The 24210-nt window shown below is 65.8% G+C and carries 23 protein-coding genes; 15 read left to right on the top strand and 8 right to left on the bottom strand.

Annotated features, from left to right (window positions below; genetic code table 11):
- The first annotated feature begins 7 nt into the window (after positions 1-7).
- Entirely contained in the window at positions 8-922 is a 915-nt protein-coding gene (locus tag MHN80_RS14970; RefSeq protein ID WP_239402498.1) for a cation diffusion facilitator family transporter, read from the top strand.
- A 17-nt stretch (positions 923-939) separates the two neighbouring features.
- On the opposite strand, the gene MHN80_RS14965 is transcribed toward MHN80_RS14970, so the two are convergent.
- Genes MHN80_RS14965 through MHN80_RS14945 form a run of 5 tightly spaced genes read right to left on the bottom strand, consistent with a single transcriptional unit; the run spans position 940 to position 5035 of the window.
- The gene (locus MHN80_RS14965; protein WP_004023058.1) at positions 940-1716 is read right to left on the bottom strand and encodes an SDR family NAD(P)-dependent oxidoreductase; all 777 of its coding nucleotides are present in this window, start codon (positions 1714-1716) and stop codon (positions 940-942) included.
- Between the two features lie 28 nt (positions 1717-1744).
- Entirely contained in the window at positions 1745-2962 is a 1218-nt protein-coding gene (locus MHN80_RS14960) for a TetR/AcrR family transcriptional regulator (RefSeq protein WP_239402497.1), read from the bottom strand.
- Entirely contained in the window at positions 2959-3399 is a 441-nt protein-coding gene (locus tag MHN80_RS14955; protein ID WP_004023056.1) for a MaoC/PaaZ C-terminal domain-containing protein, read from the bottom strand. The genes MHN80_RS14960 and MHN80_RS14955 overlap by 4 nt, the downstream gene beginning before the upstream one ends.
- Positions 3396-3851, bottom strand: a complete 456-nt coding sequence (locus MHN80_RS14950) for a MaoC family dehydratase N-terminal domain-containing protein (RefSeq protein WP_239402496.1) — start codon at positions 3849-3851, stop codon at positions 3396-3398. Before MHN80_RS14950 ends, MHN80_RS14955 begins: the two co-directional genes overlap by 4 nt.
- Positions 3851-5035, bottom strand: coding sequence for a lipid-transfer protein (locus MHN80_RS14945; protein ID WP_239402495.1), 1185 nt, complete (start codon positions 5033-5035; stop codon positions 3851-3853). Before MHN80_RS14945 ends, MHN80_RS14950 begins: the two co-directional genes overlap by 1 nt.
- A gap of 226 nt (positions 5036-5261) precedes the next feature.
- Here MHN80_RS14945 and MHN80_RS14940 point away from each other — a divergent pair, with 226 nt between their 5' ends.
- The 7 genes from MHN80_RS14940 to MHN80_RS14910 all read left to right on the top strand — a co-directional run bounded on the left by MHN80_RS14940 (position 5262) and on the right by MHN80_RS14910 (position 11571).
- Positions 5262-6086 (top strand): SDR family NAD(P)-dependent oxidoreductase, encoded by an 825-nt coding sequence (locus MHN80_RS14940; RefSeq protein WP_004023053.1) that lies wholly within the window; start codon positions 5262-5264, stop codon positions 6084-6086.
- Between the two features lie 26 nt (positions 6087-6112).
- Complete coding sequence (locus MHN80_RS14935) at positions 6113-6952, top strand: enoyl-CoA hydratase-related protein (RefSeq protein ID WP_239402494.1); 840 nt, start codon at positions 6113-6115, stop codon at positions 6950-6952.
- 27 nt (positions 6953-6979) lie between these two features.
- A complete protein-coding gene (locus tag MHN80_RS14930) occupies positions 6980-7969 on the top strand; it encodes a hypothetical protein (RefSeq protein ID WP_239402493.1) in 990 nt (329 codons plus the stop codon).
- An 11-nt stretch (positions 7970-7980) separates the two neighbouring features.
- Positions 7981-9540: an AMP-binding protein gene (locus tag MHN80_RS14925; RefSeq protein ID WP_239402492.1), complete on the top strand. Its 1560-nt coding sequence runs from the start codon at positions 7981-7983 to the stop codon at positions 9538-9540.
- Positions 9541-9655: 115 nt separating this feature from the next.
- Positions 9656-10114, top strand: a complete 459-nt coding sequence (locus MHN80_RS14920; RefSeq protein ID WP_239402491.1) for an SDR family NAD(P)-dependent oxidoreductase — start codon at positions 9656-9658, stop codon at positions 10112-10114.
- Positions 10114-11160: a phosphotransferase family protein gene (locus MHN80_RS14915; protein ID WP_004023048.1), complete on the top strand. Its 1047-nt coding sequence runs from the start codon at positions 10114-10116 to the stop codon at positions 11158-11160. The genes MHN80_RS14920 and MHN80_RS14915 overlap by 1 nt, the downstream gene beginning before the upstream one ends.
- A 3-nt stretch (positions 11161-11163) precedes the next feature.
- Entirely contained in the window at positions 11164-11571 is a 408-nt protein-coding gene (locus MHN80_RS14910) for a hypothetical protein (RefSeq protein ID WP_239402490.1), read from the top strand.
- A gap of 140 nt (positions 11572-11711) precedes the next feature.
- Here the strand turns inward: MHN80_RS14910 and MHN80_RS14905 are convergent, their stop codons facing one another.
- Both MHN80_RS14905 and MHN80_RS14900 read right to left on the bottom strand, forming a co-directional pair.
- Complete coding sequence (locus tag MHN80_RS14905; protein ID WP_239402489.1) at positions 11712-13640, bottom strand: NAD(P)/FAD-dependent oxidoreductase; 1929 nt, start codon at positions 13638-13640, stop codon at positions 11712-11714.
- A 24-nt stretch (positions 13641-13664) separates the two neighbouring features.
- Positions 13665-14705 carry an LLM class F420-dependent oxidoreductase gene (locus MHN80_RS14900; RefSeq protein WP_239402488.1) on the bottom strand — a complete coding sequence of 347 codons (1041 nt, stop codon included), beginning with the start codon at positions 14703-14705 and terminating at the stop codon, positions 13665-13667.
- A gap of 299 nt (positions 14706-15004) precedes the next feature.
- Between MHN80_RS14900 and MHN80_RS14895 the strand changes: the two genes are divergently transcribed.
- The 6 genes from MHN80_RS14895 (at position 15005) to MHN80_RS14870 (ending at position 21490) form a co-directional block, all read left to right on the top strand.
- Positions 15005-16207 (top strand): acyl-CoA dehydrogenase family protein, encoded by a 1203-nt coding sequence (locus MHN80_RS14895; RefSeq protein ID WP_239402487.1) that lies wholly within the window; start codon positions 15005-15007, stop codon positions 16205-16207.
- Between the two features lie 75 nt (positions 16208-16282).
- Positions 16283-18148 (top strand): acyl-CoA dehydrogenase, encoded by a 1866-nt coding sequence (locus MHN80_RS14890; RefSeq protein WP_239402486.1) that lies wholly within the window; start codon positions 16283-16285, stop codon positions 18146-18148.
- 72 nt (positions 18149-18220) lie between these two features.
- Positions 18221-19117, top strand: a complete 897-nt coding sequence (locus MHN80_RS14885) for an alpha/beta hydrolase (RefSeq protein WP_239402485.1) — start codon at positions 18221-18223, stop codon at positions 19115-19117.
- 28 nt (positions 19118-19145) lie between these two features.
- Positions 19146-19670 (top strand): flavin reductase family protein, encoded by a 525-nt coding sequence (locus MHN80_RS14880; RefSeq protein ID WP_004023040.1) that lies wholly within the window; start codon positions 19146-19148, stop codon positions 19668-19670.
- Entirely contained in the window at positions 19667-20602 is a 936-nt protein-coding gene (locus MHN80_RS14875) for an alpha/beta hydrolase (protein WP_239402484.1), read from the top strand. Before MHN80_RS14880 ends, MHN80_RS14875 begins: the two co-directional genes overlap by 4 nt.
- Before the next feature lie 69 nt (positions 20603-20671).
- Positions 20672-21490, top strand: a complete 819-nt coding sequence (locus tag MHN80_RS14870) for an SDR family NAD(P)-dependent oxidoreductase (protein ID WP_239402483.1) — start codon at positions 20672-20674, stop codon at positions 21488-21490.
- A 69-nt stretch (positions 21491-21559) separates the two neighbouring features.
- On the opposite strand, the gene MHN80_RS14865 is transcribed toward MHN80_RS14870, so the two are convergent.
- The gene (locus tag MHN80_RS14865; protein WP_239402482.1) at positions 21560-23566 is read right to left on the bottom strand and encodes a glycoside hydrolase family 15 protein; all 2007 of its coding nucleotides are present in this window, start codon (positions 23564-23566) and stop codon (positions 21560-21562) included.
- Positions 23567-23713: 147 nt separating this feature from the next.
- On the opposite strand from MHN80_RS14865, the gene MHN80_RS14860 reads away from it, so the two are divergent.
- Complete coding sequence (locus tag MHN80_RS14860) at positions 23714-23914, top strand: hypothetical protein (protein ID WP_004023035.1); 201 nt, start codon at positions 23714-23716, stop codon at positions 23912-23914.
- Positions 23915-24210 lie beyond the last annotated feature (296 nt).

The raw sequence follows: 24210 nt of genomic DNA, 5'->3' as shown, positions 1-24210 counted from the left end.
CGGGGGCATGGCCGTGACGAGGCGCACCCCACGCCGTGATCTGTCGGCGTTCGCGGTACTGAGCATCGCGACCGCGATCGTCGTGATCGGTCTCAAGCTGATCGCGTGGCGGATCACCGGTTCGGTCGGTCTGCTCTCCGACGCGCTGGAGTCGGTGGTCAATCTCGTTGCGGCGGTGGGAGCCTTCGTGGCTCTGCGGGTGGCGGCGAAGCCGGCCGACCGGAGTCACAACTTCGGACACACGAAGGCCGAGTACTTCTCGGCGGTGTTCGAGGGCGTGATGATCGTCGTCGCGGCGGTCGTCATCATCGTCACGGCCGCCGACCGTCTGTTCCATCCGCAGGAGCTCGAGGAAGTCGGTGTCGGACTGGCGATCTCGATCGGTGCGACCGCCGTCAATGCGGTCGTCGGCTGGGTGCTCATCCGAGCCGGGCGCCGCCATCGGTCACTGACACTCGAAGCCGACGGCAAACACCTCATGACCGACGTGTGGACGACCATCGGGGTGGTCGTCGGCGTCTTCCTGGTGGCCGCCACGGGCTGGTTGCCGCTCGATCCCCTGATCGCCATCGCGGTGGCGGTCAACATCCTGGTCGTGGGCGGCCGGCTGGTGTGGCGATCCGGTGCGGGGCTGATGGACGCGGCACTGCCCGACGACGAGCGGGCCACCATCGACCGGGTCCTCGCCGCGCACCGCGCCGATCGAATCGACTTCCACGACATCCGCACGCGCGAGGCGGGTCATGAGCGATTCGTGCAGATGCACATGCTGGTGCCCGGCGACTGGTCGGTGCAGCGCGCACACGACCTCGCCGAGCGGGTCGAGGACGAACTGCGCAGCGCGGTCGACGGACTGAACGTGACGATGCACGTCGAACCGATCAACGACCCACGCGCGTACGAGGACTGGCGGCTCGACTGAGTGGCGTCAGGCGTCGGTCACCCGGCCGAGGCGCGCTGGAAGTGGCCCAGCAGATCCGGGTAGCGGGCCAGGTGTGCGCCGCCGTTGAGGTCGAGGCTCTCTCCGGTGAGCCATGACGCGTGCGTCATGTAGACGGCGGCTTCGGCGACCTCCTCGGGAGTTCCCGACCGCCCCAGCGGGGTGTTGGCCAGGTAGTCCTCCTCGAGGCCCGGCACCGACATCGATGGTGTCGTGAGGGGAGTCATCACGATTCCGGGCGCGATCGCGTTGACGCGGATCTTCCGCTCGGCGAGCTCGAGTGCGGCCACCTGGGTGAGCATGGCCAGGCCGGCCTTCGCCGAGCAGTAGGCGCTCATCCCGGTTCCCGGCTGCCGCGCGTTCAGCGACGACAGCGAGATGATGACCCCGCCGTCGTCCATTGCCCGCGCCGCCTGCTTGATGACCGCGAACGCTCCGGTGAGACAGACATCGACAACGCGGCGGAACTTCTCGATGGCCAAGTCCGTGACCGCTCCGGCGACGCTGAGTCCGGCGCTGTTCACGACGACGTCCACGTGCCCGCGGTGCGCTCGAACGGAGTGGAACAGTTCGCGGACCGAGTCTTCGTCGACGACGTCGACCGCTGCGGCATCATGCGGCGAACCCAGCTCGGCGGCAATGGATTCGGCGAGGTCGAGATTGCGGTCGGCGACGGTGACCACCGCTCCGTCGGCGGCCAGCGCGCGTGCGATCGCGGCTCCGATTCCGGAGGCACCTCCTATGACGACGGCGCTGCGGGGTTCGGAAGAGGACATGGCGTGCGTTCCTTCGGAATGTGGGACATCACGAGGGTTCGAGACCCCTGGGAATGACCATTGCGTGTGCGAGCGCCGACAGTTGCTCGGCGAGGCCCGGACGGGACTTGAGTTCGGGGTTCTGGCAGACGTCGGTGATGACGGCGATCGCCGCCTGCGCGAGTGCGCGCGCGTCGTCGCCGGTCACCTCGTCGGACAGCGCGGAGATCGCCTCCATCCACTCGGCGATGTATTCGCGCTGGGTTTCGCGCAGGCGGAGCTGTTCGTCGTCGGAGAGATAGAGAAGGTCCGCGGCGAGAATGTGCATGATGCGTCCATGAACGCCGAGTGCCTGGCGAACATAGGTGTCGATGAGCGTCCGGAGAACTTCCGCCGGCGTCGTCGCGTGTGCCAGGGCTTCGGCGGTGACGTAGAGCAGACCTTCGGCACCACGCTCCAGGATCGCGCTCAGCACCTGGGTCTTGCCGGTCACATGCTGATACAGAGTCGCCACCGACATCTCCGACGCCTTCGCGATGTCATCGATACGCACGTCGTAGAAGCCTCGCTCGTCGAACAAGGCGGTCGAGGCCGTGAGGATTCGCTCCCGGCGACCGGCGGGCCGACGAAGTGCCGGCGTGGGGGCCGTGACGACGTCGGTGTCGACAGCGGGGAGTCGGCAGTTGATGATTTCTCGAGCGATCGCCTGCTGGACGCTGATCAGGCGTTCGGGCGTCAGATTGCCTCGAACACTGGGGGTGTTGGAGTACATGGTCAACACCGCGAACCCGAGCAATTCTCGGTCCTGCTTGCGGGTCTCGGGTCTGACTGCGGCGATCTTCGATGCAATGCGGTCGCGGTTCTTGCGGAAGTCGTCCTCGAACTCGGCCCGATCGGCGTCGCGCAGGTGTCGCTGTTCTCGACGCCACAGGGTGGCTTCGTCGCCGTTGGCGGTGATGTCGGAAAGGCCGTCGAGAAACAGATCGAGACGCTCCTGCGGGGTCGTGCCTTCTCGATCCGCCCGGTCGGTCAGGTTTTCGACCAGGGCGACCTGGCTGCGCAACGCCTGCACCAGGATTGCGTACTTCCCTTTGAAATGCCGGTACATGGCCGGGCCGGTGAGGCCGACCGCCGAGCCGATCTGGTCGATGCTGACGTTCTGATATCCCAGATCCTGGAACAGTAGGGTCGCGGCTCGCACGATCTGTTCGGCTCGATGTTCACCCCGGGTGAGGGAGGTGGGCGCGACGTGGGTGGTGTCGGTCATGGAGCAAGTGTCGCATTCGCGTCCCGATCAGGACCGGACCAAGCCACGACGGCGGTGCCGGCAAGCGTTCGGGTGCCATCCGCCAGCCGGACGTCGAGATCGAGCACGACGCGCTGCTCGTCGTCGACGCTCACCAGCTCTTTCACGGTGGCGGTGAGGACCGGCTCGGCGAGGACCGGTGTGATCGCGGTGAACCGCGTCGACAGCTCCCGGATACTGCTCTGCGGAAAGCGCTGGGTCAACAGGCGACCCAGGTAAGCCATGGACAACATCCCGTGGGCGAACACGTCGTCCATGCCCGAGGCGCGGGCCGAATCGATGTCGATGTGGATGGGGTTGTGATCGCCTGATGCGCCGGCGAAGAGTGCGAGCGTGGTGCGGGTCACCGCGCCGGGTCTCAATTCGGCGACCACGTCGCCGGGGGCTGGTGCGCTCATGTCGGTTCCTGTGGATTTCTGATCACGCTGACGCTCTCGAGTTCTGCGACCACCTCGTCGCCGCGGCTCACCGTCGTACGTCGCACCAGGAAGTCCAGGGCGCCCCCGGCTTTCGAGTAGGCGTCGACGTAACGGGTGGCGAAGCCGACGGTGTCGCCTGCGTGCACGTCGGCGAAGTATCTGAACCGCTGTTCGCCGTGGAGAACCGTACCCAGGTCGACCCCGTGTGCCGCGAGGTCGCCGAACACGTCGGAGTTCTCCAGCTCGAGACCGAAGAGGAAGGTCGGCGGCGCGAGGACGTCGGGATGGCCGGCGGCGACCGCGGCGTCACGGTCGTGATGGATCGGATCGTATTCGCCGACGGCGGTGGCGAACTGGCGGATACGGCCGCGTTCTATGTCGGCGACGACGGTAGGGGACTCGACGTCGAGAATCGCTCGGTCGAGAGGCATCAGGACACCTTCTCGTACAGACTCACGACGCATGCACCGCCCAGTCCGAGATTGTGCTGCAGGGCGAGACGAGCGCCCTCGACCTGGCGATCGCCGGCCTGGCCGCGCAACTGCCACACCAACTCGGCGCACTGGGCGAGGCCCGTGGCTCCGAGTGGATGCCCCTTGGACAACAGGCCGCCGGACGGGTTGGTCACGACGCGACCGCCGTAGGTGTTGTCGCCGTCGAGGACGAACTTCTCCGCGGTGCCCTCTGGGGTGAGTCCGAGCCCTTCGTAGGTGATGACCTCATTGGTGGAGAAGCAGTCGTGCAGTTCGACGACGGGGATGTCGAGCGGATCGACGCCGGACAGCTCGTAGACTTCGGCCGCGGCTTTGGCGGTCATGTCGTAGCCGGCTACACGCATCATGTCGGTGGTGTCGAAGGTCCCGGGGACGTCGGTCACCATCGATTGCGCGCGGAGGCGGACGCTGGCGTCGATGCCCCGGGCGCGGGCGAACTCCTCGCTGCAGACGATGGCTGCGGCTGCGCCGTTGGTCGGCGGGCAGCACATCAGCAGGGTCAAGGGTCCCCAGATCTGCTTCGACGTCATCACAGTGTCGAGGTCGATCGGATCGCGGAACACCGCCAGCGGATTCCGGCCGGCGTGGGTCCGTGCCTTCACCGAGACACGGCCGAAGACCTCTGCCGTGACTCCGTGACGGTCCATGTACTCGATGCCTGCGCCACCGAACATCTTGGCAGCCATGGGTGCGGGCGCGTCGCCGTCGGGCCGCGACTGCGCGATCTTCTCGCCACGCTCGGTGGGGCTGGGGCGATCGCCGTAGGCGTTGACCAGCGCTCCGGGCTGCATCTGCTCGAACCCCAGAGCGAGCACGCAGTCGGCGGTGCCGGCGGCGACGGCCTGGCGAGCCAACCACAGGGCGCTCGAACCGGTCGAGCAGTTGTTGTTGACGTTGACGATCGGGATGCCGCTCATGCCGATCTCGTACAGCGCGTTCTGCCCGGATGTCGAATCGCCGTAGACATAGCCCACATAGGCCTGTTGCACGTCCGAGTAGTCCAGTCCCGCGTCGGCGAGCGCCGCGCGCGCGGCGGTTGCGCCCATCTGGTCATAGGTCTGGCTCTTGCCCGGCTTGGTGAAGGGCATCATCCCTACACCGCTGATGCAGACATTCGTCATGGTCCATCTTTCGTTCGGTGTGTTCTCGAGGCTGGTGACATCACCAAACCACATAAAGTCGTCACTAACAACACGCTCATTTCACCAGTCAGTGGGCTATTGACTCTTCATATAGGCCGAAGTTAGCATTCACCCCAGTGACTACGATCACAAGATTCCACACCGGTGGGGCGGCGCGGCAATCGCGCGGACCCCACGAACGCCGAAACGCCTTGGGAGGCAGCACGTGAGCGTGCAGAAACTGCAGGACAAAGTCGCGCTGGTATCGGGTTCGGGCCGAGGAATCGGCCGTGCGGTTGCCGTGAAGCTCGCTTCCGAGGGAGCTCGGGTGGTGGTCAACGACCTCGATCCAGAGCCGGCGAAAGAGGTTGTGGCCGAGATCGAGTCAGCAGGAGGGCAGGCGGTCGCCTGCATCGGCAGCGTCACCGACCCCGAATTCGCCGACCGTTTCGTGACGACCGCGGTGGACAACTTCGGCGGTGTCGACATCATCGTGAACAACGCCGGCTACACCTGGGACAGTGTGATCCAGAAGATGACCGACAAGCAGTGGGCCGACATCCTCGATGTGCATCTGACCGCGCCGTTCCGAATCCTGCGCGCCGCTCAACCGGTCATCAGCGCAGCGGTCAAACGGGAGCGCGAGCAGGGTTCGGTTCCCTGCCGCAAGGTCGTCAACATCTCCTCGACCTCGGGTCTGCTCGGCAACCCCGGCCAGGCGAACTATTCGTCGGCCAAAGCCGGAATGGTCGGCCTCACCAAGACCATCGCCAAGGAGTGGGGACGCTACAACGTGACCTCCAACGCGGTGGCCTACGGCGTGATCAGCACGCGTCTGACGTCGGTGACCACTGAGGCGAAGACGATCAAGGTCGAGGACCGCGACATCAGGGTCGGGATGGATCCGGCGGTGATGGAAGCGGCGACGAAGGGGATCGCCCTCGGACGTGCCGGAACGGTCGAGGAGGCGGCCGGGGCCGTCTATCTGTTGTGCAGCCCGGAGTCGAGTTACATCACCGGACAGGTCCTGGTCTGCGGTGGCGGGCTGTGACGGGTTCGTCTGCAGCACAACGCGCTGTGAACAGATCGTACGACGAGGTGGACTACGAGATCGCGGATGGCGTCGCCGTCATCACACTCGATGCTCCGCAGCGCCGCAACGGCATGCGGGTCCAGATGCTCGTGGATGCCCTCCATGCCTTGGATCGTGCCGACCGCGATCCTGATGTCCGCGCGGTGATCGTCACCGGAGCCGGCGAATCCTTCTCCGTGGGAGCCGATCTCGACGGGCCCGAGACGCTGTCGCGAGCGCTGGTCGAGGACGTCGACGGTCACACCCCGACGGGTTACCGTGAGCCGGCGGGCCGGATCAGCGAGCGGTTGTTCTCGATGTGCAAGCCGGTCATCGCAGCGTTGAACGGGCATGCCATCGGCGGCGGGGCGACGATCGCCGCAGCGATGGACATCCGCATCGCGAGTGAGAACGCCCGGTTCGGGTTCGTGTTCACTCAGCGGGGTGTCGTCCCCGAAGGTGCGTCGTCCTGGTTCCTCCCGCGACTGGTCGGGTTGGGTCGTGCTGCCGATTGGTTGCTGACGGGCCGAGTCTTCGATGCAGCTGAGGCTTACGAAGCGGGCTTCCTCACGAAGGTGGTCCCAGCCGATCAGGTGATGTCGGTCGCCCATGAGTACGCGCGATTGTTCGCCCGGAACACCTCGCCTACGTCCGTGGCATTGTCCAAGAGGTTGCTCTCGAGCGCGTGGCTCCACTCCCACCCGGGTCCGGCTGCGGCCCAGGAGTCCCGAATCTACGCCGGTCGAGTCGACTCCGATGATGCTCGGGAGGGCGTCATGTCCTTTCTGGAGCGCCGACCTGCTGTCTTCCCCCCACTCGATCCTTCGCCGGCGCAGCGTTTCTGAGCTGATCGCCGCAGACAGAGGAGCACAATGACCAACCAGCCGTTCACCGTGTGCAAGTACGGCGCCGACGCCGAAGGAACACACGACCCCGCCGACGTCCACAACTTCAACGAAAGCGTCTACTTCAACTTCGTCGACCCCGTCTCGCAATTGGGCGGTCTCGTGCGCATCGGCAACCGTCCGAATCTCGGCTACAGCGAGACTTCGGTGCAACTGACGCTGCCGGGCGGCGCGATCGCATTTCGTGCGGGTCGGACACCCCGGGACACCAACGACGGGTTCGCCGGTCAAGGCCTCGAGATCGTGTTCACCGAGCCCACTCGAAAGGCGACGATCACCTACCGCAACTCGGTTGCGCGCGTGACGCATCCGTCCCTGATGGCAGAGAACGGACGAATCGCTCTCAAGAACGCGCCCGCCGAGGACTGCGAGATCTCGCTCACCTACGAGGCATCGAGTCCGATGTTCGTGATCAACAGTGACGGTGGCGGCGACTGCACGCCCGGCGAGTCGACCTTCGCCACCGACCATTACGAGCAGTTCGGTCATCTCTCGGGGACCATCCGGGTCGGGACGCGGACCTGGGTGCTCGAGAAGGTGACGTCGTTTCGGGACCATTCGTGGGGTCCGCGTGAATGGGATTCCTACACCGGGGAATGGGTGGCCGGCTGGCTCGCCGACGGGACCGCATTCAGTGCCTACGGCGAATACGAGAAGTCAGGGATCAGGGTGTCGGCTGGGGCCGTGCTGACCACCGACGGAGTCGCCCACCCGATCACCGACTACCGCGTCCTCACCGATTACGCCGGCGAATCCACCTACTCGGGGCGCCACGTCGGCGTCGTCCAGGCAGAGGGGTTGCCGACGATCGTGGTCGACGGGACGATCCGCCACTTCGTCCCGGTCACCCAGCGCACCGAGGACCGCGCGGTGCGGATGGGGCAGATGACCGTCGATCTCGCCGAAGGCGTCGGCGGCTGGGCCGTCGCCGAGTTCCTGCGACCGATCCGCCCGTAGAAGGAGTTCCCATGTATCCCGGACGTCACGCCGCCGAACACCCCGACCGCCCGGCCGTGATCATGGCGGGCAGCGATGCGATTCTCACCTATGGGGACCTCGACTCGCGCGCCAACAGACTCGCCGCGCTCTTCCGTGCGAACGGATGTGAGCCGGGCGACCACATCGCCCTGTTCATGGAGAATCACGTCGAGATGATCGTGGCGATGTCCGCAGCCGAACGCAGCGGACTGTTCTACACGCCGGTCAACTCGTTTCTGTCGGCCGGCGAGGCCGCGTACATCATCAACGACTCGCAGTCGAAGCTGGTCATCACAACAGTGGCGAAATTCGATGTAGCACAAGACTTACCGCAGTTGTGCCCAGCGGTGGGTCGTTGGCTCCTCGTCGACGCCGACCAGCTCGCATCCATGCCCGGACCATTCGAGTCGTTCGCCGAGGCTGTCGCCGGGTTCGGCGACGCCCCAGGCGAGAACGAGCGACTGGGAACTCCGATGTTCTACTCGTCGGGCACCACCGGCCGGCCCAAGGCCATCAAGCGCAATCTGCCCGACGCGCACCCGGGACAGATCCTGGACATCGAGGACTTCGGTCGGAAGGTCTTCCACCTCCGGGAGGGCATGCGTTTTCTCTCGCCCGCTCCGCTGTATCACTCCGGGCCTCAGTCGTCGGTGGCCATCGGCATCCGTCTCGGCGCGACGATCGTCGTGATGAAGCGGTTCGATGCCCGTGACTACCTCGACCTCATCGAGGAACACCGGATCACGCATTCCATGGTTGTTCCCACCATGTTCTCGCGCATGCTCAAACTCCCGGAAAGAGAACGGCAGCAGGACCTCTCGTCGTTGGAGGTGGTGGTGCACGGTGCCGCACCGTGCCCGGTGGCGGTGAAGGAGGCGATGATCGATTGGTTCGGCCCGGTCATCTACGAGTACTACGGCGGCACCGAGGCGAACGGCATCTGTGGCTGTACACCCGAGGAGTGGCTGGCGCACAAGGGAACCGTCGGCCGTCCGTTCATGGGTGAGCCGGTGATCCTCGACGATGACGGGAACCCATGCCCGCCGCGAGTACCAGGAACCATCTGGTTCCGGGGCGTCGGTGCAACGTTCGAATACTTCAACGATCCGGGCAAGACCGCCGAAGCTCGGGACGCCGACGGCACGATGTCGAAGATCGGGGACATCGGCTACCTGGACGAGGACGGATTCCTGTACCTCACCGACCGTCAGGCGTTTGTCATCATCTCCGGCGGGGTGAACATCTACCCGCAGGAGGTGGAAAATCTCCTCGTCACCCATCCCGAGGTGCTCGATGCCGCGGTCTTCGGCGTGCCCGACGAGGACTTCGGCGAGGCGGTCAAGGCAGTGATCCAACCGGTCGACCCCGACGCCGACCAGACCGAGTTGGGGGAGCGGCTGGACGCCTTCTGCCGCGATGGGCTGGCGAAGTTCAAATGTCCGAGGTCGTTCGACTTCATCTCCGAGATGCCCCGCCTGCCAACCGGAAAGCTCTACAAGAAGCCGCTGCGCGATGCGTACTGGCCGACTCGCGCGGGCGCGCACGCGTGAGCAGCGGCGATCCGCGATGTGTCGCCCACTCCATCCGGCGTGAGGCGGACCCGCAGACCTACGAAGGAGCGAACGAAGTGATGAACGATCCCGCCGGCCGTGTCAAGGGGACAACGTGACGGGGCCGTTGACCGGTCGCGTCGCTCTCGTCACCGGCGGATCGCGAGGAGTCGGCCGATCGGTCGCGTCGAGACTTGCCCGGGACGGCGCAACCGTCGCGATCACCTACCGCCGTGAGGCCCAAGCCGCCGCCGAGGTCGTCGACGAGATCGGCGCCTTCGGCGGACGAGCTCGGGCCTATCAGGTGTCGATCGACGACGTGAGGGCCGTCGAGTCGATGGTGGACACCATCGCGAGCGATCTCGGCGCCGTCGATCTGCTGGTCAGCAACGCCGGTTCGGCCAGCCGCGGCACCGACATCGACGACCTCGACGCCTCGTCGCCGTTCGGGCGGGTGTGTCGGCCGGAGGACGTCGCCGGTGCCGTGGCCTTCCTGGTGTCGGCCGACTCGGAATACATGACAGGACAACGTCTCGTGGTCGACGGTGGCGGGCCGAAGGCGGCGATCTTCTGATGGCCACCACCACCGCCGAGAGCTTTCTCGGCGAGCTGACCGCCGAACTCGATCGCGCGCTCGACGCGGCCGGGACCCTGCGCCTCACCGATGTCGACAAGCGTGGGGAGGGCAACTCGTGGGAGACCTACCTCGTGACCGTCGCATGGGATGGTCCGAGAGGTCCGGAGGGGGACACCTATGCCGTGAAGCGGCAACCCGTCAGCGGCATCGCCGGTGACTACGACGTGTCCCGCGAGGTCGCGCTGCTCGGTGCCGCCGGCGCCATCGGTATGCGCGTCCCGAAGGTGGTCGCCTCCGTTGTCCCCACCGCCGGGGCGCGCGGATGGTTCGCGATGGAGAAGGTGCACGGGCAGATCCCGATGCCACCCACGATCTCTCGGATGGTCCCGGACCCGGCGGAGCGGGAACAACTCGGTCGCGATGTCGCCCGCGAGATGGCGCGTCTCCATGCCGCCGATCCGCAGACCCTGGGATTGACCGTGCTCGGTCCGGTCCCGGCGCCGGAAGACACCGGGAAAGACGAGAACGACAAGTGGGCGCAGGTCTATCGCGACGTCGTCGACATCCCCATTCCGATTCTTGATCTCGCCTTCGCCTGGCTCGATCATCGCCGAGACGCGGTGTCGGGACGGGTCTCGCTCGTCCACAACGACTTCCGTGTCGGCAATGTGGTGATCGCCGACGGCGCCATCACCGGTGTGCTCGACTGGGAGACCGCCCACTTCTCCGATCCGACCGCCGACATCGCCTGGTTCGCGCAGCGGACTTCGAGGGGGCGCTCGCCGTTGCTGTGCAAGCTGATCGATCTCGAGCCCTTCCTCGACGAGTACGAGACGGCGGGAGGCTGGCGCCCACAACCCGAAGCGCTCACCTGGTGGGCCGTGCAGTCGCTGACCAAGACGGCCGTCGGATGCCTGCAGGCGGTCGACATCTACTCGTGCGGTGAGCGCGATGAACTGCGCTACTCGAACATGGCGCACAGCGTCTACTACAGCATCGGCTGGCTGTCGAAGATGCTGCGGGACAGAGAATGGGGATACTGAGCCATGACCGTCTACTCCACCGAGCCGGGGCAGCTCTTCGCCACGATCCGGGACACTCTGGCACACCGCGTTGCCGGCCACCTGACCGACACGACCGCACGGCTCGAGCTGGCCGCGGTCATCGAGGCCCTCGACAACCTGGCCGATCGCATCGATTGGGATACCGAACGGCTGTCGCGGTGCATCGCCGAGACGGACGACCTGGCCCGGCAATTGGAGCTCGGTCATGATGTGTCAGGAGCCGGGGTCGAGGGCCTACGGCAGCGGCGTCGTGCGATCTCGACCGCGCTCGCGTCGACCTATCGGAACGACGGCGCATCGGCGAAGACGGTCGACGCCGTGCTCCGATTCACCGAAGTCGATGTCCGCGAGCAGATCTCGACCGCCTTGCGAAACGGTTTGCCGGACTGACCTCGTCGACCGTCGCAGAGCGGTCGAGCAGGGGAGTCGGTCGTATTTCACCAACCCGCCACCTCACCCCGCAGACGCGCGCAGTGGCCGGTGCGTCTGCGGGTGAGGTGGCGAATTGCGTGGACAGGCGATCTGCCGGATCAGGTGCGCGCGGTGGTCACGAAGTCGCTCGGGTCCGGATATGCTGTGCGGGTCCAGTATTCGTGGACCGGCCACGGCGAGTTGGTCACCACGCGGCCGCTGGTGTTGCGATAGTAACTGTCGACCCCGTCCATGGCGTAGACCATCGCATCGTTGGCCGCATCGAGTTCCTGGTTGTACCGCTCATACGGTTCCGGACGGCATTCGATCGAGGCCAGATCTTCGGTGACCAACCGGGAAATCGACTCCACGACATAACGGACCTGGGCCTCGGCAATGGTGATGTAGCTGCCCCCGGGCGGATTGGTGTTGGGGCCGTACAGGAAGAACAGATTCGGGAAGCCCGGCGTCGTGATACCCAGGTAGGCCCGGCCGTCGTCGTCGGACCAACTGTCGCGCAACAACGTTTCCGCACGGCCACGAATCTCCATCGGGAACAGGAACCGCTGTTGTTGGAACCCGGTGCACAGGATCAGCACGTCGATCTCCCGTGCCTCGCCGTCGGCGGTCACGATCCCGGTCGGGGTGAGCCGGTCGACGCGGTCGGTGAGCAGCTCGACATGGTCTTTGCGCAGGGTGGCGAACCAGCCGTTGTCGATGAGCAAACGCTTGCCGAACGGTGGGTAGTCGGGTGTCGTGCGGCGGATCAGGTCGGCGTCGCCGTCGAGTTGCCGCTCGAGGTAGGCCGTGAAGTGTGCGCGAAACGCGTCGTTCAGCGAGCTGACCAGCTTGCCCTTCGCGGCGCGGTCCGGATCGACGGGCAGCGCGGCGAAGGTACGTTCGGTGTAGAGCCAGTAGAGACGGAATCGGTACCAGCCGCGGTAGAACGGGATGTTGTCGAACAACCAGTGCTTGATCGGATCCGACGGTGCGAAGTAATGCTCGTTCGGTGTGATCCACTGCGGTTGTCGCTGGACGATCGCCATCGACTCGACCTGCTCGGAGATGGCCACGACGAGCTGCATCGCACTCGCTCCACTGCCGACCACGGCGACCCGTTTGCCGGTCAGATCCACATCGGCGGGCCATTCCGCGGAATGGACGATCTGCCCGGTGAACTGTTCGGTTCCGGGATACGCGGGGATGTTCGGCGTGCTGTGGAGACCCGCGGCGGTCACCAGCGCTGTTGCGCCGACCTCCTGCCGGCGGCCGTCGGGGCCGGTGACCGAGAGCATCCACCGCTGGTCCTCATCGTTCCAGATCGCTGAATCAACGGTGTGTCGCATGCGAATTCGCTCGACGACCCCATGCGATCGGGCCACGTCCGACACGTATTCGAAGATCTCGTCGCGTCGGGCGAAGTACTCCGACCAGTTCTTCGGATGGAAGGAGAACGAGTAGAGGTCACTCGGGATGTCGACACGCGCGCCCGGGTACTGATTGGCGTACCAGGTTCCGCCGAGTTCCGCATCGCGTTCGTACACCGTGTACGGAATGCCGGCCTTCTCGAGATTGATCGCGCAGAGCAGACCGGAGATCCCGGCGCCGACGATCGCGACACCGAAGTCGGTGCGGGAGTCCCGGATACGGCCCCTGATGCCGGGTGGCTGGTACGGGGCGAAGCCGAGTTGCTCGGCGATCATCGGCGCGTGATCCTCCCCGATCGGCTCACCCATGGAGACGCTCATCAGCCGGGCGAGTTCAGCACCGGCAGGGGCGGGGCCGGCCGGCGGCTTCCCGTGGCACCAGTCCAGGACCGCGTCGGTCACCGCGTCGTGGATCTCGGCGAGGATCTCCGGCGGCAGACCGCCGTCGTTCAGCTCCTCGAAACCCCTGGGCGACTTCGGGGTGTACGGGGCCGACAGCCACTTCTCCTCGCCGGTCAGCTGATAGAGAACCGGCAGCAGGCAGCCGACGTTGCCCGCGGAGACTGCGCGGTGCACCGTCTCGCGGTCGAGGTGCGGGTTGGGTTTCGGCGTGGGGGTCATAACTCCTGCTTTCCGGGGGTGTGGTCAGTCGACGAGTGCTCGAAGCGACTCGACGGCGGCAAGGCGTTCGGTGTGGGTGTCGGCCATCGGAACGACGTTGAGCAACCCGACGCCGAGTTCGGCGAGCATGGCTACACGTTCGGCAACGTAGGAGGCCGACCCGATCAGCGATGTGGCGCGAACCAGTTCATCGGGTACCGCCGCCGCAGCTTCCGCGTGACGGCCCGACAGGAACAGGTCTTGGATCGCGGCGGCTTCCGCGTCGAAGCCGTACCGTCGCGCCAACGAGTTGTAGAAATTCTTCTCGCGCGACCCCATCCCTCCGATGTACAGCGCGAGTTCGGGGCGGGCACGATCCAGCCACGCGGAATCATCGTCGACGATGGCGAACGGCAACCGGACGATGATGTCGAGATCTCCCAGGGCCGGATCGCGTCTGGCCTTGCCGCGACGCAGGGCATCGCCCCAGACATCCTGCATCTTCTCGGGATAGAAAAAGATCGGTTCCCACCCCTGTGCCAGTTCGGCGGTCAGCGCGACCATGGTCTCACCAAGTGCGGCCACGGAGATGGGGATATCCGGCCGCACCGGATGATTGATCAGTTTGAGGGGTTTGCCCACACCGGTTCCACGATCGGGCGGAACGGGGATCTGGAATCGGCGGCCCTGGTGGCGCAGCGGTTCCCGTCGCCACACCGTGCGGCAGATCTCGATGGTCTCGCGGGTCTTCCCGACGGCGTGCTCGAACGCGACGCCGTGGAATCCTTCCACGACCTGGGGTCCCGAGGCGCCGATCCCGAGCCGGAACCGCCCCTTCGACACGTAGTCGAGCCCGGCCGCGGTCATCGCCAGCGTTGCGGGAGTTCGTGCGTCGAGCGCGAGAATCCCCGTGGCGAGCTCGATCGACGTGGTCCGCGCGGCCAGGAATCCGAGCTGGGACACCGCGTCGAAGGTGTAGGCCTCGCCGAGAGTTGCCGAATCGAGCCCGACTGACTCGTAATCCACTGTCTCGGAGGCGATCTGATCGAAATTTCGGCCGTGGCCGAGAACTGTGCCGATGCGCATGGCGGGAATCCTGCTTCCTCGATGTATTCGCCCGACCGCGAATTCGGTGCGGCCGTGAAACTCGGTTCGCCGCGAGGCTGGGAACGTTGGTTAATGATTACTATGCCTGGTGCGGATGGTCAACAACCGTACTACCTGCAAAATCAGGTATTGACATTAGTACTTACTATGTTAGCTTACTCACATCCGGTGATTCGGCGGGGGAACGTCGAACACCGAGAGTTCACCCGACGCCGGTCGTGTCCCGCTGGATCGAAGCGGCCACGGCGGACGGACATCTCTGCACGGAAGGCATCGTCATGACCGAAGTTCTGAGCCCCGAAGCCACCCAAGCGTCCTCGAGGGAGGCGGACTACCTCGAGCGTGCTCGCTCGATCGCGTCGCTGATCCGCGACGAGGCCGAGGCGATCGAACGGGAGCGCACCATCACCAAGCCCGTGGCCGATGCATTGGTCGAGTTGGGTTTGCACGGAATGTTGATCCCCGAGGACCTGGGGGGTGGGGGTCTGCTGCCCAGCGAGGGTATGCGCGTCTTCGAGGAGGTGACCAAGGCCGACGCCTCGGTGGGCTGGGCCTGGATGGCCAGCGAGTGGGGTACTGCCGGCGTCGTGGGCTACCTTGCACCGGAGGTCGCGGCGACCGTGTTCAGCGCCGATCGTCCCTTCATCGCGGCCGGTCAGCTCCTGCCCCGGCACATGGGCATCCAGGTCGACGGCGGCTACATCATCGACGGCGACTATTCCTTCGCCAGCGGTTCGGACCATGCGACCTGGATCGGAGCCGGCTTCATCGTCGCCGACGAGAACGGTGCTCCGATTCTGGGTGAGAACGGTCAGCCACAGGCACGCATCGCTCTGATGCCCAAAGACCAGGTCGAGTTCACGAAGAACTGGGACGTCTGGGGTCTCGCGGGCACCGGCAGCCATGACTACCGGGTGACCAAACAGTTCGTACCGGCCGAGTACACGACACCGACCTTCGGCGGCACGCCGACGCGGCCGGATGTCATGTACCAACTGACCAACGAACTGGCCGGTGGCCTGCCGCACGCCTCGATCGCACTCGGCATCGCCACTCGTGCACTGGAACTGGTCGCCGACCTGACGACGGGAAAGATGCGTCCCAACTACACGATCCCAGTGGGCGAAGCCGACTTCTTCCGAATCGACTTCGCCCGGAAGGAAGCCAATCTCCGCGCTGCCCGACTCTACGTCTACGACGTCACGAAGACGGCAGAGAATACTGTGGCCGCGGGTGAGCCTATCACTCCCGAGCACGTCGCCCGCGTCACCCAGATGCTGTCGTGGGTGCACGAGGTCGCCCTGGACGCGGTGGAGTTCGCCCATCGCTGGGGTGGGAGCAAGAGCATCGGTTCCACCAGCACACTCGGCCGCTACGTGCGGGACATGCACGTCGCGACACAGCACCTGCTGGTCGATCCCAAGATGCTCGTCGACTCTGCGGCGGTACTCCTGCCGATCTACGCACGGGCCGAGGACTGACAGAACCAGAGGGCGTCGGCGCCGCTGACACGGGAATCCCGGTGAGCGCGTCGGTGGAGGGAGAGGTGATCGACAGTGGGGCACTACCGGAGTAACTTGCGCGACGTCGAGTTCAATTTGTTCGAGTTGTTCGGTCGCGACCAGGTTTTCGGCGTCGGACCGTTCCGGGAAGTCGACGGTGAGACCGCGCGGATGGCTCTGCGGGAAGTGGAGCAGCTGGCACGAGAGCGCCTCGCCGACTCCTTTGCCGAGTCCGACCGCGCGGAGACCACTTTCGATCCCGCCGCGGGAACAGTTGCGGTACCGGCGTCCTACGCGTCCACCTACAAGACGTGGCTCGACGCCGAGTGGTGGCGGTTTCGCGTGCTTCCCGAGCTCGGCGGCACCGCCGCACCGAGTTCGCTCAACTGGGCGCTGGCGGAGTTCGTCCTCGGGGCTCATCCGACCCTCTGGACCTACCTGGCCTTCCCGACCGGGAGCCGGGTGGTCTGGCGACGCGGAACGGAGCGCGACAAGCGGATCGCGGAGATCGTCGCCTCGCGACACTGGGGTGTGACCATGATGCTCACCGAACCGGATGCGGGTTCGGACGTCGGCGTCGGGAGGACAACCGCAGCGCGCAACGACGACGGTACGTGGAGCCTCGTCGGGGTGAAGCGGTTCATCACCGCCGGCGAGCACGATCTGGCCGACAACATCCTCCACCTCGTGCTCGCCCGTCCGGTCGGGGTCGAGGGAGCGGGTGGACCCGGAACCAAGGGCCTCAGCCTGTTCCTGGTGCCGAAGTATCACTTCGACGTCGCGACCGGCGAACTCACGGGTGAGCGCAATGGGGTGTATGCGACCAGGATCGAGAAGAAGATGGGGGTCAAGGTGTCGGCGACCTGCGAGATGACGCTCGGCGCGGACGGGCCGGCTCGCGGGTGGCTCCTCGGTGAGGTCCATGACGGGATCAACCAGATGTTCGACGTACTCGAGGACACACGGATGATGGTGGGCTGCAAAGCGATTGCGACACTCTCGACGGGATACCTCAACGCCCTGGAGTACGCCAAGGACAGGGTGCAGGGTGCAGACCTCGCTCAGGGTTCGAATCCCGGCGCCCCACGGGTTCCCATCACCGCCCATCCGGACATCCGACGCTCCCTGCTCACCCAGAAGGCCTATGCCGAGGGTCTCAGGTCATTGGTTCTGTACGCGGCTTCGTGGCAGGACGAGATCGCGATCGGTGCCGCCGACGGCTCCGACATCCGACTGGCCGAGGCGGTGAACGATCTCCTTCTCCCGATCGTCAAGGGCTATGGCTCCGAACGGTCGTGGACAGTCCTCGGTACCGAATCGCTGCAAACCCTGGGAGGTTCGGGTTACCTGCAGGACCACCCGATCGAGCAATACGTGCGCGACGCGAAGATCGACACCCTGTACGAGGGCACGACGGCGATGCAGGCGCAAGACCTGTTCTTCCGCAAGATCGCGAGGAACAAGTGTGTCGCCGTCGATCATCTTTTCGGCGAGATCACCAGCTTCGCCGGTCGGGACGGACAACAGGGGCCGGCGGGGGAGAGCGCCTTGCTGGCGGAGGCTGCCCAGGCCGTCCGCGACGTGGTGACCGGAATGGTCGCCGACCTGACGGCCTCTGATCCGCGGTCCGAAGGTGGCCGCGCGACCAACGTCTACCGCGTCGGATTGAATGCCACGCCCCTCATGTTCATGCTCGGTGACCTCGTGGTGGCCTGGTTGCTTCTCCGCGGCGCCGACGTCGCGCGAGATGCACTCGCGACGGCGCAGGCGGGGCGCAGCCGAGACCGCGCGTTCTACGAGGGCAAGGTGGCCGCCGCCGAGTTCTTCGCTCGCAACGTGTTGCCCGTGGTGATCGCCGAATCCGCAATCGCCCGCGACGTCGACGATTCGGTGATGGACCTCTCCGTCGACGCCTTGTGACCCCCCGCCGCGATGTCAACCAATCTCATTCGGAACCAATCTCATTCGGAACCAATTTCATTCGGAGGAATCATGGCCAGGACACCTGCACTCGAACGCGTTGAGAAGATGTACCTCGAGGGCTTCCCCGACCCCGCGACAGCGACGGTCGACGACCTACGCGAGGCCTACGACCGACTGTTCCTGCAATTCGCACTGCCCGAGGGTGTCGAACCGTCCGAGGACGAGGTCGGCGGAGTTCCCGTGCTGCGCGTCGCGGCGGAGGGGGCGGTGGAGGACAAGGTCCTCGTCTGGTTCCATGGTGGCGGCAACATCATGGGCAGCGCCCGCGGCTTCCAGGAGCTCGGACACAACCTGTCGCGGGCCTCGGGGGTGACGGCGATACTCGCCGACTTCCGGCGGGCGCCCGAGCATCCGTTCCCGGCAGCCTCGGACGACACGGTTGCGGTGATCAGCGCGCTCGTCGAACGTCATGGTGCGCACAATGTCGCGGTCGGCGGCGATTCGGCCGGCGGTGGGCTGGTGCTCGGCGCGCTGGTCGCCCTCCGTGACAAGGGTGAAAACCTGCCCGCCGCTGCGGTGTTCATCTCGCCGCTGCTCGACCTGACAGCAAGCGGCGACAGTATCGACGAATTCGACGGCAAGGACATCGCTGTGTCCCGGGGTTCGATCGGCAATGTGAGCGAGGCATATCTGCAGGGTCACGATCCCGCCGACCCGCAGGCATCTCCGCTGTTCGCGGAGCTGAAGGACCTGCCCCCGGCCTTGTTCATGGTCGGATCAGGTGAGGTTCTGCGCGATGATTCGCGCCGAGCGGCGGCAAAGATCGTCGAAGCCGGTGGATCGGCGTCGGTGTCGCTGTACGACGACATGGTTCACGTGTGGCCCCTCTTCTCGTCGATTCTGCCCGAAGGAATCCAGGCAGCTGACGAAGCCGGCGCGTTCCTTCGGAAGAACCTCTCGGTGTGACCGCTGCACGACGAGAAAGGACCCAGGGATGATCGCTCAGCAGGTCGATGACCTGACCGCCAGATTCCGCGACGCCATGGCCACGGTGTGTACGCCGGTGGCGGTGGTGACGGCCATGGACGGACAGCGTCCACACGGCACGACAGTGAGTGCCTTCGCGTCGTTGTCGATGACGCCTCCGTCGCTTCTGGTCTCACTCGATCGAGGGTCTGAACTGCTCGGTCTGGTGCTGGACGCCGGGGTCTTCGGGATGAACGTCCTGGGCAGCACGCAGTCGAGGCTCGCCGGACAGTTCGCCCGGAAGGGCGCGGACAAGTTCGACGGGGTGTCGTGGCGAGTCGATGCGGGCGTACCGCGCATCGCCGACGTGCCGCATTGGCTTGCCGCCGAGGTCATGCACACAGCGGAGGTCGCCGACCACATCGTCGTGTTCGGCCGGGTCGTCGACGTGGCCAGCGAGACGATCGCACCGCTGACCTATCACGCGCGCAGTTTCGGTACCCACGCGGCCTTGCCGCCGGCCGGTACGACGAACGGCGTCAAGCGCGCATGACCGGGGCAGGGGACGACGACCTTCTCCTCCGAGCCCGCGATCGCCTGGCCGCGGTGCTGGGAAACCGGCGGGCTCGACTCGACGATCTGCGGCGCGACCTCGACACGATGATGCTCGACGCCGTTGTGGATGACGATGTCTCGGTGACCGACGTCATCGTCGGCGGCGTGCCGGCAGTGCGGGTGCGAGCCGGGGCGGTGGCCGACAACCGTGTGCTCGTGTGGTTCCACGGTGGCGGATACGTGATGGGCAGTGCGCGTGGGTATCAGCACGCCGCCGCGGCGCTGTCGAGGTCGACCGGGGCGCCGGTCATCGTCCCTGACTACCGCCTCGCTCCCGAACACCCGTTTCCCGCCGCGGTCGACGATGCGGCGTCGGTCGTCGATGCGGTGATCGCCGAGTTCGGCGCCGAGCGGACGGTGATCGGTGGCGATTCGGCGGGCGGTGGACTCACGGTGGCGGTGCTGATCCACGCGCGGGATCGCGGTGCCGAGCTGCCGGCGGCAGCCGCGGTCGTGTCCCCGCTCGCCGATTTCACCGCCTCCGGCGAGAGCATCGCGAGCAACAGACACACCGACCCGGTCATCACCGAGCGTTCGCTGCGCGACCTGAGGGCCGCGTACCTCCGTGACGCCGACGCCGAGAACCCGCTTGCCTCTCCGGTATTCGCCGACTTGCGGGGGTTACCACCGATCCTCGTCCTCGCCAGCGAATCCGAGATCCTGCTCGACGATGCGGTGCGCCTTCATCGAAATGTACAGGCGAGCAACGGGTCCAGCGTGCTCTCGGTGTACTCCGAGACCTTCCACGCCTGGACGCTCTCCACCGACATCCTGCCGCGCGCTCGCGAAGGGGTGGCCGAGATCGGGGTGTTCATCGGCGACGTGCTGCGGCGCGCGGAAGCGGCGCCTTCGACATCGCGGCCGCCGTGAGCCGACGGCACGTTGACAAGACGACACTGCGACCAACCCGATGATGATCTGAAAAAGGAAGACACAGAGATGCCCGACTTCGAGAACAAAGTGGCCATCGTGACCGGCGCGACGACTGTCGAGCCCGGCGGCCTCAACATCGGTGGCGCGACAGCCACCGAACTGGCCGCCGGGGGAGCACTCGTCGCGCTGGCCGACATCAACATCGCCGGGGCGCAGGCGCTGGCCGACCAGCTCAATCAACGCCACGGGAGGCAGGTGGCAATCGCGATCGAAACCGATGTGCGCCACGAATCACAGGTCAAGCGGTTGGTGGATGCCACTGTCGAGCAGCTCGGCGAACCCACGATCGTCATCAACATCGCGGGCATCTTTCCGGCTGAGGACGGCGACGTCGCCACGATGACGGTGGAAGCCTGGGACGACGTCCTCGCCGTGAATCTGCGAAGTGTGATGCTGTTGAGCAAGCACACCCTGCCGTACCTGCGCAAAGCCGGTGGAGCGATCGTCAACACGGCATCCACGCATGGATCTGCAGGCGACACCAGTCTCAGCGGATATGGTGCCTCGAAGGCCGGCGTCATCGCGCTCACCAAGTTCCTCGCCACCCAGTACGGCCGAGAAGGCGTGCGCTGCAACGCAGTCAGCCCGGGAACCACGTCCTCACCCCCTGCCCAGCAGCTTCCCGAGGAGATCAAGAACATCTTCCGTCGTCAGAACCTGAACCCCGAGATGCCCACCCCTGAACAGCAGGCCAAGGTATTCGCGTTCCTCGCCTCCGATGACGCCGCCGGCATCAACGGCCAGGAGGTCAAGGTCGACGCGGGCCTGCTCTCCCATCAGCCCATGGTCGCCGACATGCTCGCATTGGGAGCCACGACAGTCTGACTTGGGCAACCGAAGCGCAGACGTCCCTGCCGGCTCGAGCCGACAGGGACGGTGGAACTGTGGCCTCGTTCAGTGATTCGCCGGCTGGAAGGTGGCCTGGTGGGCCGCCTCCTCGGCGCGGATCACGTGCATCACCGCATTGATCAGTGCGAGGTGGGTGAACGCCTGGGGGAAGTTGCCCAGGTGTTGTCCCGTCTTTGCGTCGATCTCCTCGGCGTACAACTTCAGCGGACTCGAGTAGGAGAGCAGGCGCTCGCACAGCGTCTTCGCCCGTGGGAGTTCGCCGATCTCGACGAGCGCCGAGACCAGCCAAAACGAACAGATCGTGAACGTGCCCTCCTCGCCGCTGAGACCGTCGTCGGTCTCCTCGACCCGGTAGCGCAACACCAGTTCGTTCTCGGTCAGTTCGTCGGCGATCGCGAGAACCGTTGCGCGCACCCGATGGTCGTCCGGCGGGAGGAACCGCAGGAGCGGGACGAGCAGCAACGAGGCGTCGAGCGCGTCGTCGCCGTAGCGCTGGGTGAACACCCCGCGTTCGTTGACGCCGTGTTCGAGGATGTCGGCACGGATCTCCTCCGCGATTGCCGCCCACTTACTCGCGTGGGCCTGCTCGCCGTGCATGGTCGCCAGACGCGACCCGCGATCGAGGGCGACCCAGCACATCACCTTCGACGAAGTGAAGTGCTGCGGCTCCCCGCGCACCTCCCAGATTCCGCGGTCGGGTTCCTTCCAGTGCTCGATGGCCTCCTCGACCTGTGCCTTCAACACCGGCCACAGCGTCTCCGGCACCGCCTCGTGTGACTTGATGTTCAGGTACACCGAGTCGAGCATCGTGCCCCAGATGTCATGCTGCGCCTGGTTGTACGCGCCGTTGCCGATGCGGACCGGCCGGGCGCCGTCGTATCCGGAGAGATGGGTCAGCTCTTCCTCTTCGAGGGTGCGCTCGCCGCCGACGCCGTACATCACCTGCAGCGGATGGCGTTCGCCGTTGGTGATGCCCGAGACGTCGGCGATGAACGAGAAGAAGTCGTCGGCCTCCCGATCGAGGCCGAGCGTGTACAAGCCCCACAAGGCGAAGGTGGAGTCGCGCACCCACGCGTAGCGGTAGTCCCAGTTGCGTTCGCCCTGAGGCGTTTCCGGCAGCGACGTGGTCGCGGCGGCCAGCAGCGCGCCGGTCGGGGAGTAGGTGAGTCCCTTCAGCGTGAGCGCCGAACGCTGCAGATGGGAGCGCCACGGGTGATCGGGGAAGCTGCCGATGTTGATCCATTGGCGCCACGACTCGCTTGTCGCCCACATCTTCTGGGCGGCTTCCTCGAAGTTCTGCGGCGCCGGCTGCCGGGACCAGCTGAGCGCGACGAAGCGGTTGTCGCCCTCGACGAGCCGGGTGCGTGCCCGCGCTTCGCGACCCTCCAGACCCAGGCGGAGGTCCGTGGTGAGTTTGAGGGTGGGCGTGTCGGCATCGGTGTCCTTGGCGGTCGCGATCGCCTCGCCGTAGGCCGGGCCGGAGTACTCCCACTTCGTGGTCCCACGGTGGTAGTCGAAGGCCGGTTCGCAACTCATGTGCAGTTCGACGGTGCCGGACACGCAGCGCACGGTGCGCAACAGGATGTGCTCGGCGTCCCAATCGGTGGGCGTCCGGCGGTGCGTCTTCGAGCGACGTTCGTTGTCGTGCCACGGACCCATGACCAACGCGTCACGGATGATGATCCAACCGGTGTCGGTCTGCCAGGTCGTCTCGACCATCAGGCTGCCGGGCAGATAGCGCCGATCCACCGGGACGTTCACCCCGTAGGGCGCGAGGCGGAAGTGACCTGCGCTGCGGTCGAGGATCGCACCGAAGACGCTGGGCGAATCGGGGCGGGGAACGCACATCCACTCCACCGAGCCGTTGCGGGCGATGAGACAGTTCGTCTCGGTGTCGGAGAGGAACGCGTAGTCGCCGATGGGTGGGAACGCGCTCGTGTGCGACGGCGTCGGGGGAGTCGCCGGCGTGACGTGGGCGTCGGCCGCAGTGCCGGATGCCCGCGGCGACGCGGTCGGCAGGGACGTTACGGTGGAGTCATCTGCGACAGACATGGGTCCTATCATTGCGACGGGCGATCGCCGACGCCACTCGGCTCACGGCAGCCGGGCGGTGGCAGTGATCACGGACCGCGAAACCGCAACGCAGCGGGCAGGCGGATTGCTGTTCGCGATCGAGAACTCGGATGACGGGGTGATGAGGTGTCGGCGTTCTTCGCCTGGTGGGACAGCGTGGAGGAGTGGCTCACAGGCCTGTCCTTCGTGCCCCAGTTGCTCGTGACGGTCGCCGTCGTCATCCCGGTGGCGATCCTCATCGCCTATGTACTCAGCCTGCTGGTCGACGCCGCTGCCACGCTGGTCGACCGACGCCGCTTCGCCGACGACGATGGGACCGGATTGTGAAGAAGATACTGCGTTCGCCGGTCACCTTCGCGCTGCTGGCGTTGCTGATCCTCGTCGTGATCGCGTGGCTGATCACAGGCTGATTCTCGCCGGGCCCTTCGTGGCTCGTCGCTTGCGCTCCTCGCACCTCAGGGAGCAGAGGGGGGCGTCGCTGCGCTCCTCGCACCTCAGCCTGAATCCGTGGATGAGGTTTCAGGCGGGTGGGTTTGCGGTGCGTGAGCGTCTGATTGTGTTGTGGGCGCGGGGTATTCGCTGACCTGTGTCAGCCTTTTCACTGGGGTTCCTTGGTGGTGGGC

The sequence above is a fragment of the Gordonia sp. McavH-238-E genome (assembly GCF_022348225.1).
In the GTDB taxonomy this organism is placed as follows: Bacteria; Actinomycetota; Actinomycetes; order Mycobacteriales; family Mycobacteriaceae; genus Gordonia; species Gordonia terrae.
The sequence above is the reverse complement of the archived record's forward strand: the minus strand, read 5'-3'. Positions and strand labels throughout refer to the sequence as shown.